The sequence below is a fragment of the Limnohabitans sp. genome, assembly GCF_040401135.1.
In the GTDB taxonomy this organism is placed as follows: domain Bacteria; phylum Pseudomonadota; class Gammaproteobacteria; order Burkholderiales; family Burkholderiaceae_C; genus Limnohabitans.
In genome coordinates, this window is the sequence record NZ_JBBAOV010000025.1 from 2,278 (window position 1) to 10,781 (window position 8,504).

The 8,504-nt window shown below is 59.3% G+C and carries 12 protein-coding genes; 9 read left to right on the top strand and 3 right to left on the bottom strand.

What is annotated here, in order from left to right; genetic code table 11:
* Nucleotides 1-55: 55 nt before the first annotated feature.
* On the bottom strand, nucleotides 56-379 hold the full coding sequence (locus ABWP81_RS08115) for a helix-turn-helix domain-containing protein (RefSeq protein WP_353136771.1): 324 nt from the start codon (nucleotides 377-379) through the stop codon (nucleotides 56-58).
* On the bottom strand, nucleotides 372-698 hold the full coding sequence (locus tag ABWP81_RS08120) for a type II toxin-antitoxin system RelE/ParE family toxin (protein WP_353136774.1): 327 nt from the start codon (nucleotides 696-698) through the stop codon (nucleotides 372-374). The genes ABWP81_RS08115 and ABWP81_RS08120 overlap by 8 nt, the downstream gene beginning before the upstream one ends.
* A 124-nt stretch (nucleotides 699-822) precedes the next feature.
* On the opposite strand from ABWP81_RS08120, the gene ilvA reads away from it, so the two are divergent.
* A complete protein-coding gene (ilvA, locus tag ABWP81_RS08125; RefSeq protein ID WP_353140946.1) occupies nucleotides 823-2,400 on the top strand; it encodes a threonine ammonia-lyase, biosynthetic in 1,578 nt (525 codons plus the stop codon).
* A 1-nt stretch (nucleotide 2,401) separates the two neighbouring features.
* Here the strand turns inward: ilvA and ABWP81_RS08130 are convergent, their stop codons facing one another.
* The gene (locus tag ABWP81_RS08130) at nucleotides 2,402-2,869 is read right to left on the bottom strand and encodes a type II secretion system protein N (RefSeq protein WP_353140948.1); all 468 of its coding nucleotides are present in this window, start codon (nucleotides 2,867-2,869) and stop codon (nucleotides 2,402-2,404) included.
* Nucleotides 2,870-2,909: 40 nt separating this feature from the next.
* On the opposite strand from ABWP81_RS08130, the gene gspG reads away from it, so the two are divergent.
* From gspG to gspN, 8 genes are read left to right on the top strand one after another with little or no spacing between them, the layout of a single operon-like run.
* Nucleotides 2,910-3,338, top strand: coding sequence for a type II secretion system major pseudopilin GspG (gene gspG / locus ABWP81_RS08135; RefSeq protein ID WP_353140950.1), 429 nt, complete (start codon nucleotides 2,910-2,912; stop codon nucleotides 3,336-3,338).
* A 20-nt stretch (nucleotides 3,339-3,358) separates the two neighbouring features.
* Nucleotides 3,359-3,829, top strand: a complete 471-nt coding sequence (locus ABWP81_RS08140) for a prepilin-type N-terminal cleavage/methylation domain-containing protein (protein WP_353140952.1) — start codon at nucleotides 3,359-3,361, stop codon at nucleotides 3,827-3,829.
* The gene (gspI, locus tag ABWP81_RS08145; protein WP_353140954.1) at nucleotides 3,826-4,179 is read left to right on the top strand and encodes a type II secretion system minor pseudopilin GspI; all 354 of its coding nucleotides are present in this window, start codon (nucleotides 3,826-3,828) and stop codon (nucleotides 4,177-4,179) included. Before ABWP81_RS08140 ends, gspI begins: the two co-directional genes overlap by 4 nt.
* Nucleotides 4,179-4,865, top strand: a complete 687-nt coding sequence (locus ABWP81_RS08150; protein WP_353140956.1) for a PulJ/GspJ family protein — start codon at nucleotides 4,179-4,181, stop codon at nucleotides 4,863-4,865. The genes gspI and ABWP81_RS08150 overlap by 1 nt, the downstream gene beginning before the upstream one ends.
* Nucleotides 4,862-5,821, top strand: coding sequence for a type II secretion system minor pseudopilin GspK (gspK, locus tag ABWP81_RS08155; RefSeq protein WP_353140957.1), 960 nt, complete (start codon nucleotides 4,862-4,864; stop codon nucleotides 5,819-5,821). The genes ABWP81_RS08150 and gspK overlap by 4 nt, the downstream gene beginning before the upstream one ends.
* A 7-nt stretch (nucleotides 5,822-5,828) precedes the next feature.
* Nucleotides 5,829-7,025 carry a type II secretion system protein GspL gene (gene gspL, locus ABWP81_RS08160; protein ID WP_353140959.1) on the top strand — a complete coding sequence of 399 codons (1,197 nt, stop codon included), beginning with the start codon at nucleotides 5,829-5,831 and terminating at the stop codon, nucleotides 7,023-7,025.
* Nucleotides 7,022-7,540 (top strand): type II secretion system protein M, encoded by a 519-nt coding sequence (locus ABWP81_RS08165; protein WP_353140961.1) that lies wholly within the window; start codon nucleotides 7,022-7,024, stop codon nucleotides 7,538-7,540. Before gspL ends, ABWP81_RS08165 begins: the two co-directional genes overlap by 4 nt.
* A 39-nt stretch (nucleotides 7,541-7,579) precedes the next feature.
* The gene (gspN, locus tag ABWP81_RS08170; protein WP_353140963.1) at nucleotides 7,580-8,443 is read left to right on the top strand and encodes a type II secretion system protein N; all 864 of its coding nucleotides are present in this window, start codon (nucleotides 7,580-7,582) and stop codon (nucleotides 8,441-8,443) included.
* The last annotated feature ends 61 nt before the right edge of the window (nucleotides 8,444-8,504 follow it).

Sequence of the window (8,504 nt, forward strand, 5' to 3'; positions counted from 1 at the left end):
AAAAGTGGATTCATACCCCGAGTTGCAAAACTCGGGGTTTTTTTTCGTCTTTTCGTCAAACCATGCTGATGACCAAACGCTTGCCGCATGCTTGCGCGTAACGGCGCAGGGTGCTAAGCGAAGGGGCGTGGTTGCGACTTCCCAAGCTAGATTCAATTCTTGCTAACACCGGTTGGCTAACACCCATGCGTTGTGCCACATCTGCTTGGGTTAGGCCTGCTTCTTTGCGAGCTTTCAGCAACTCAGCCAGTGCAGCAAACTCGTCTTCAAGCGCGTCATAGGCTTTTAAAAACGCAGAATCAGCCGCGCGTTTTTGTGTGGCCGTTTGCTTTGGGTTAAAAACAACTGGTTTGAATTTTTCTTGGTTTACGTTAGCCATTCAGCACCTCTTTCATTCTTAATTTTGCGAGCCGCAGTTCTTTGATGGGCGTCGATTGAGTCTTTTTCATAAAACCATGCAAGATGACGATGCGCCTGCTTTTCATGCAGCAAAAGAAAGCTCGTCCAATACCTTCAGGCCCCCGAGCTCGAATCTCAAACAAACCATCGCCCATCGCTTTTGTGTAAGGCATGCCTAAATTCGGGCCGCTTATCAGCATTTGCTCAGTAATCCTCACAAAGCTGGCATACATGCCAACAGGCCATTTTTCTATCTGCACTTGAACAGATGTTGCGAAGAAGAAAATTTGATAATTCATATTTTATAGCACGTATGCAATATTTAAAAACAGGCTTGGAGTGCTACTTTGAAACAAAACACGCGCACGTAGGGTGCGCATCACTCATAGATTGACAACTCACGGCTTAAGAGACAATCACTCCATGTCTACCCGCACCCCCAAGCCCCGAGCGCTGCAACCCGCCGATTACCTGAAAAAAATCTTGACTGCCCGCGTGTACGACGTGGCCGTTGAGTCTGCGCTAGAGGTGGCCAAAAACCTGAGCCGCCGCATTCACAACACCGTGCTGTTAAAGCGCGAAGACCAGCAACCCGTGCACAGTTTCAAGCTGCGCGGCGCTTACAACAAGATGGCGCACCTCACGCCTGAGCAGCTGAAAAAGGGCGTCATTTGCGCCTCGGCTGGCAACCACGCTCAGGGCGTTGCGCTGGGTGCGAAGCGCCTTGGCACGCAAGCCATCATCGTCATGCCCACCACAACGCCGAGCGTGAAGATTGAAGCGGTCAAGGCTTTGGGCGGCCAGGTGGTGTTGGTCGGCGACAGTTATTCGGACGCTCACGCCCACGCGCTGACGCTGGAGAAGAAAAACGGCATGACCTTTGTGCACCCGTTTGACGACCCCGAAGTCATCGCAGGCCAAGGTACGATTGCCATGGAAATGCTGCGCCAACACCAAGGGCGACTAGACGCTGTGTTTGTCGCCATTGGCGGCGGCGGGCTGATAGCTGGCGTGGCCAACTACATCAAGGCGGTGCGCCCCGAGATCAAAGTGATTGGCGTGCAAATGGACGACTCGTCGGCCATGATGCAGTCGGTAGCCAAAGGCAAGCGCGTCACGCTGCATGACGTGGGCTTGTTCTCTGACGGCACAGCGGTCAAGCTGGTGGGCGAGGAAACCTTCCGCGTGACCAAAAACCTGGTGGACAGCTACATCACCGTCAACACCGACGCTGTGTGCGCCGCCATCAAAGATGTGTTTGTGGACACCCGCAGCATCGTCGAGCCCGCAGGCGCATTGGCCGTGGCCGCCATCAAACAATACGTGGCCGAGCACAAAACCAAGGGCGAAACCTACGCCGCCATTTTGTGTGGCGCCAACATGAACTTTGACCGCTTGCGCTTTGTGGCCGAGCGTGCCGAAGTGGGTGAAGAACGCGAAGCCTTGTTTGCCGTGACCATCCCCGAGCAGCCCGGTAGCCTGCGCCGCTTTTGTGAGCTGATTGGCAAGCTGCCCAGCTTTGGCGGCAGCAAGTCGCCCCGCAATGTGACCGAGTTCAATTACCGCATGAGCGACCAAGCCAAGGCCCATGTGTTTGTAGGTTTGACCACGGGCGTGAAAGGCGAAAGCAGCAAGATTGCGCAGCACTTCACCAAGAGCGGGTTTGAAGCGATTGACCTCACGCAGGACGAGCTGGCCAAAGAACACATTCGCCACATGGTGGGCGGCCACTCGGTGCTGGCCCATGAAGAGCGCATTTTGCGGTTTGAGTTTCCCGAGCGCCCAGGCGCATTGATGAAGTTCTTGCTAGCCATGCGTCCCGGCTGGAACATCAGCCTGTTTCACTACCGCAACCAAGGCGCAGACTACGGCCGCATTTTGATGGGCTTGCAAGTGCCCAAGGCCGACAACAAAGCGTTTACGGCGTTCTTAGAAGCGCTGGGTTATCCGTTTGTGGAAGAAACGCTGAACCCGGCTTATCGCTTGTTCTTGCAGCGCTAAGTTATTTCTTAGCAGGCAGCTCTAGCACCAAGGCTTGCGGCCCATCGAGAGCCATACCTAAGCTCACGCGACGCCCTTGCGCAAACTGCAGCACCAAGCCGTCGGCCACCACAGCGCCCACACGGTACGGCTTGGCTGGTTTGCCATCCACAGAAATCAGCGCAGCTCCCGCATCTGGCCCAACCGCCATCACACCTTGCAGCTGAAAGCGACTGGCCAATGTGGGCGCGGCTGCGGCCTGCACAGGAGCAGCGCCAAGGCTGCGAGCGGCGGCGGACACATCCACTTCGGGCAAAGCCTGTGCCGCAGCGGTCGCGTTGCTGGGCGCAGCGCCCGTGGCCGACCAACGCAAGCCCCATGTCACTGCGCTAAACGCCACAGCGCCCCACACCAGCAAAGATGCAGCGGGCAACACCACGCGCGACGACGCGCTAAAGACGTTGGTAAATGAAGGGCGCTGGCTAAACATGAGCGGATTATGATTCATCATTGAACTGAGAACCATCAAAATGCCCACCCTTAAAACCAAACACCAACGCGGCTTCACGCTGATTGAACTGATGGTGGTGCTCGCCATCATTGGCGTGCTTGCCGCGCTGGTGGTGCCCAACGTGCTGAACCGAGCTGACGACGCGCGCGTGACCGCCGCCAAAACCGACGTGGGCAACCTCATGCAAGCCCTCAAGCTCTACCGTTTGGACAACCAAAACTACCCCACTGCCGAGCAAGGCCTGAACGCCTTGGTGGTCAAGCCCACCGCTGGCCCCACGCCGCTGAACTGGAAGCTCTACATCGACAAGTTGCCTATGGACCCATGGGGCCGCCCCTACCAATACATGAACCCCGGCGTCAAGGGTGAAGTGGATGTGCTGTCACTCGGCGCAGACGGCCAACCCGGCGGCGAAGGCAAAAACGCCGACCTTGGCAGCTGGCAGTAAAGCTGTTTTTTAAGCCCCCCATGCAGCGCCAGCAAGGCTTCACCCTGCTAGAGCTATTGGTGGTGCTGGCCATCATTGGCTTTGCCATGGCTGGTGTGAGCTTGTCGCTGCGCGACAGCAGCCAAACCCAAATAGAGCGTGAAGCGCAACGTTTGGTGGCAGTCCTCGAAGCTGCCCGCGCGCAATCGCGCACCAGTGGCATCGCGCTGATTTGGCAACCCACGACAGAAGGGTTTGTCATTCGGCCCGCGCTTGCGCCCAACCCAGCGCAAGCAAACAACCCGATTGCAGCGCGAACTGAAAAGTGGCTAGCAATCGGCACACAAGCTTCGGTCAGCGCAGCCAATTTGGTAGTACTCGGACCTGAGCCCATCTTGACCGCGGCTCGCATCACGCTCAGCGTGGCCAACACCAACTCCAACAGCGCCAAGCCCGCCACGTCGCTGAGCATCGGCACCGACGGCTTGCGCCCTTTTCAAGTGATGCCATGAAACAACGCGGCTTCACACTCATTGAGGTTTTGGTGGCACTGGCCATTGTGTCCATCGCGCTCATGAGCGGCCTCAAAGTTAGCGGCGCGCTGACACGCAACGCGCAGCGCCAGGCCGATGTTCTGTTAGCGCAAATTTGCGCCGACAACGCGCTGAACCAGTTGCGTTTATCGCAACAGCTTCCGGGCGTAGGCAACTCACGCGTGCCTTGCCCGCAAGCCGAGCGCAGCTTTGAAGTGGCACTGACCGTGCGCACCACGCCAAACCCCGCGTTTCGCCGCGTAGACGCACAGGTGTTTGATGCGGCCACGCCCGTGCTGAACATCACCACAGTGCTGGGGCGTTACTAATGAACAAGCAACGCGGCTTCACGCTGATTGAACTGCTCATCGCCATCACCCTCATGGCGGTGCTGGCGGGTTTGAGCTGGCGTGGGCTAGACAGCCTCATGCGCAGCCGCGACATCACGCAAGCGCAGGTGGACAAAACCGCTGTGCTGCAAACCGTGCTGGCCCAATGGCAGGCCGACCTCAATGCCGTGCAGCCTGTGCCCAGCATCACCGACGCTGGCATGCAGTGGGATGGCCGCACCTTGCGCATCACCCGCCGCGCCACCGCTTGGCGAGCCGATGGCGCAGATGCAGGCTTGTGGGTGGTGGCTTGGACGATGCGCAACAACCAATGGCTGCGCTGGCAATCAGCCCCGGTGCAAACACGCGCTGCGCTGCAACAAGCGTGGGCTAACGCTGAACGCTGGGGCCAAAACCCAAGCGCCGATGACGCCGCTTTTGAAACCACGTTGACACCGCTGGACGCTTGGCAGCTCACCTACTTTCGTGGCAATGCGTGGACCAACCCGCTTTCAAGCGCTGGCAACAATGAGTCCAGCAACACCGTCTCCACCGGCAGCACTGCAGGTCAAGGCGTTTTGCCCGACGCCATCCGCCTGCAAATTGACCTGCCCGCCAGCACCGGCGTGCGTGGCCGCATCACCCTCGACTGGGTGCGCCCCAACTTCAGCAACACCAAAACATGAAGCACGTTGCAAACCATCCACAACGCGGCGCAGCGCTGCTGGCCGCCATGCTGACCGTGGCATTGGTGGCCACGTTTGCCGCCGGCGCGTTGTGGCAGCAATGGAAATCTATCGAGGTGGAAGGCGCCGAGCGCCAGCGTACCCAAGCGCGTTGGCTGCTGACAGGGGCGCTTGATTGGGCCCGCGTCATCCTGCGCGAAGACGCGCGTGCGGGCGAGGCCAACGGGCCCACCGACCACCTGGCCGAGCCTTGGGCGGTGCCACTGCAAGAGGCCCGCTTGTCTAGCTTTTTGGCCGCGCTGCCTGATGGAACGGGGGGCACGGCCAACACGGTGGACGACGAAAAGCTCGCACAACAGGTGCTGCTGTCTGGCGCCATCACAGATTTGCAAGGCCGCCTAAATGTGACCAACCTGCTGCAAGGCGATCAGCTCGATGTCAAAACAGTGCTTGCGTTTGAACGCTTGTTTGACGTCTTAGGCGTGCCGCCTGCGCAGCTCAGCCTGCTCACGCAAGGCGTGCTGACCGCACAAAAACAAAACAGCAGCTCTCTGCTCATGCCGCAACGCATCAGCCAGCTCAGCTGGATGGGCCTGTCGCCGCAAGCGCTGCAAACCCTCAGCCCTCACATCACCGTGCTGCCCACACGCACGACGGTCAACCTCAACACCGCCAGCATGCAAGTGTTGTACGCCAGCGTGCCTGGGCTGAGCCTGTCAGACGCACAGCGCTTGGTGCAGCAGCGCGAGCGCCAGCACTGGGCCAACTTAGAGGTGTTTCAAAAAGCCTGGGGCCGCACCGTCAGCTTGGGTGACACGCACAGCGTGAACACCCGCTACTTTGAGGTGATGGGACGGTTGCGCATGCCGCAAACGGTGCTGCAAGAGCGCTCGTTGGTGCAGCGCGATGCCAGTGACCTGAAGGTTATTTGGCGTCACTCCAGCTCTTTACAATGATTTTTCTATGCTGATCATTGCCCTGCCTCACACCCCCACACACGCCGCTGCGGGCTATGCCCATGTGCATTCGGACGGGCACAGTGTGCAACGCAGCGCCACGGGTGCGGCGGCCACGCTTTCGGCCCATGCCGGCGAGGTGGTGGCCGTGGTGCCCCACAGCCGTCTGGCTTGGCTGCGTGTGCAGCTGCCACCCGCCAGCCACGGCACGCGTTTACCAAGCGTGTTGCAGGGCTTGCTAGAAGACCGCCTGCTGGACGACCCGCAACAGCTGCACATCGTGCTTGCACCAGATGCCGAAACAACGGCCCGCGTGGGTGGCCACACCTTGGTGGCCGTGTGCGACAAGTCATGGCTGCGCGAGGCCCTTAGCCCCCTGCAAGCGGCGGGCTTGACGGTGCAACGCATCGTCCCAGAACTGTCGCCCACAGACAAACCCGTTCTGCAAGTGATGGGCGAGCCCGAACATTCACAAAGCCTGCTGTGCCACGCAAACGGCGTCACACTGCTGCCACCCAACACCGCACAGTGGCGTGCCTTTGCCGAGTTGAGCCAAGACGATTTACAAATTCAAGCCGAGCCCGCCATGGTGGCCCGCGTGCAAAGCACTTTGCAACGCCAACCCATGCTGCAAAGCGCAGCGCAGCGTTGGGTTAAATCCAGCCAATCGGCGTGGGATTTGGCGCAAGGCGAATGGGCTCAGGGCCGTGCCCAACGTGCACAGCGATGGGTGCTGGACGCATGGCAAACCTTGCTGCATGCACCCGCTTGGAAGCCGGTGCGTTGGGGTGTGGTGGCCTTGGTTGCGTTGCAAGTGCTGGGCCTCAATGCCTTGGCTTGGCAAGAAAGCCGCGCCTTGAACGCACAACAAGCCTCGCTGCAAAACATTTTAAAAAACACCTTTCCAACAGTCACTTTGGTCATCGACGCGCCCCTTCAAATGCAGCGCGAGGTGGATGCGCTGCAACAAAAATCGGGCACGGCGTCTAGCACTGACTTTGAGCCCTTGCTCGCTGCCTTGGTCGGTGTGCTGCCCGCAGGACAAACACCTCAGCAAATTCGTTACGCCAACCACGCGCTGCGTGTGCAAGGTGTGGCGCTTGACGGCAACGCCGCAGGTGTGGCCCGCCTCAAAGCCCAAGGCCTGAGCCTGCGCCAAGACGGCAACGACACCTGGGTGTTGCAAGCGGAGGGCGCGAAATGAAACGTTGGCAAGCCCTGAGCCCACGCGAACAACGCGGCGTATCGGTGCTTGGCGCATTGATTGGCGTGGTGTTGTTTTGGTCCATCGCCATTGCGCCCGCACTCAACACGCTGCGCGACAGCGACAACCGCCGCGCCCACATTGGTCAGCAGCAAGCCCACATGTTGTCCCTGCAAAACCAAGCGCAAGCGCTGCAAACACGCACGCCGCTTTCGCGTGACGAAGCGCTGCGCAACTTGCAAAGCCTAAGTGCAGGCATCCCCATTCAACTCAATGTACAGGGCGATCGCGTGTCGGTTCAACTCAAAGCCGTGCCTGCGCCCATCTTGGCCAACTGGCTGTCACAAGCACGCAGTCAAGCACAAGCATTGCCTGTGGAGGTGCAACTGACGCGCAGCAATGCGGCAGCGGCAAGCAACGTCTCTGCATCTACTTTGGCGACTGCTAACTCGGTTGTGGTGTGGGATGGCAGCCTATTTTTAAGCCTGCCTAACCGTGGCGCAGCAGCGCGTTAACGACACGCCAAAAACACAACGCCATCACCACACCCACACATGCAACGCCGCCCAAACTCCTCTTCAAACACCAGCACCCGTTGGGCATGGATGGGCGCGAGCTTGGGGCTGGCACTGGCCTTCATCACCCAAGCCCCCGCGCATTGGCTGACACGCACCATCGAGCAAGCCAGTGGCGAACGCTTGTTGCTGCCTGATGCGCAAGGCACGGTATGGAACGGCTCGGCACAGTGGGTGCTCAACGAAGGCCCGCTTAACACCGTGGCGTCGGCCAATTTGGCAAAGCCCTCCAGCACCACCGCACTGCCCACGCGCGTGACGTGGCAACTTGGCCCCCGCGTTGACTTGGCCAACCTGAGCTTTGCCTTCAGCGCCACCCTCGCATCTGGCTGCTGCACACCCCAACCCGTGCGTGTGGATGTGTCGCCCCTGTGGCGCGGCGTACGCGTGCAGGTGAGCGACCACACCTCTAGCTGGCCCGCCAGCTGGCTGGTGGGTTTGGGCGCACCTTGGAACACCATTCAACCCGAAGGACGCATGCAGCTGCAAACCACCCAGCTGCAATGGACGCACCAAGCGGGCAAAGAAGTGAATCAGGCTCAAAGCCAAGGCCAGTTAAAGGGTTTGGCTGAGCTGCAAATGCAACAGCTGTCCACGCGTCTGTCCACCTTGCGCCCCTTGGGCACCTACCGCGTGCGCGTGCAAGGCGGCGACGCCATGACCATCACGCTGGACACCTTGGAAGGCAGCTTGCTTTTACAAGGCACAGGCCAACTAGAGCACGGACGCGTGCGCTTCCAAGGTGAAGCAACCGCTGCGCCTGATGCAGAAGCAGCGCTTTCTAACTTACTCAACATCCTTGGTCAACGCCAAGGTGCCAAGTCGATTTTGAAAATGGGTTAACGCATATGGCTAAGCAACACACTTTTCTTCAACCTTCTGCATCTGCATCTGCATCTGCATC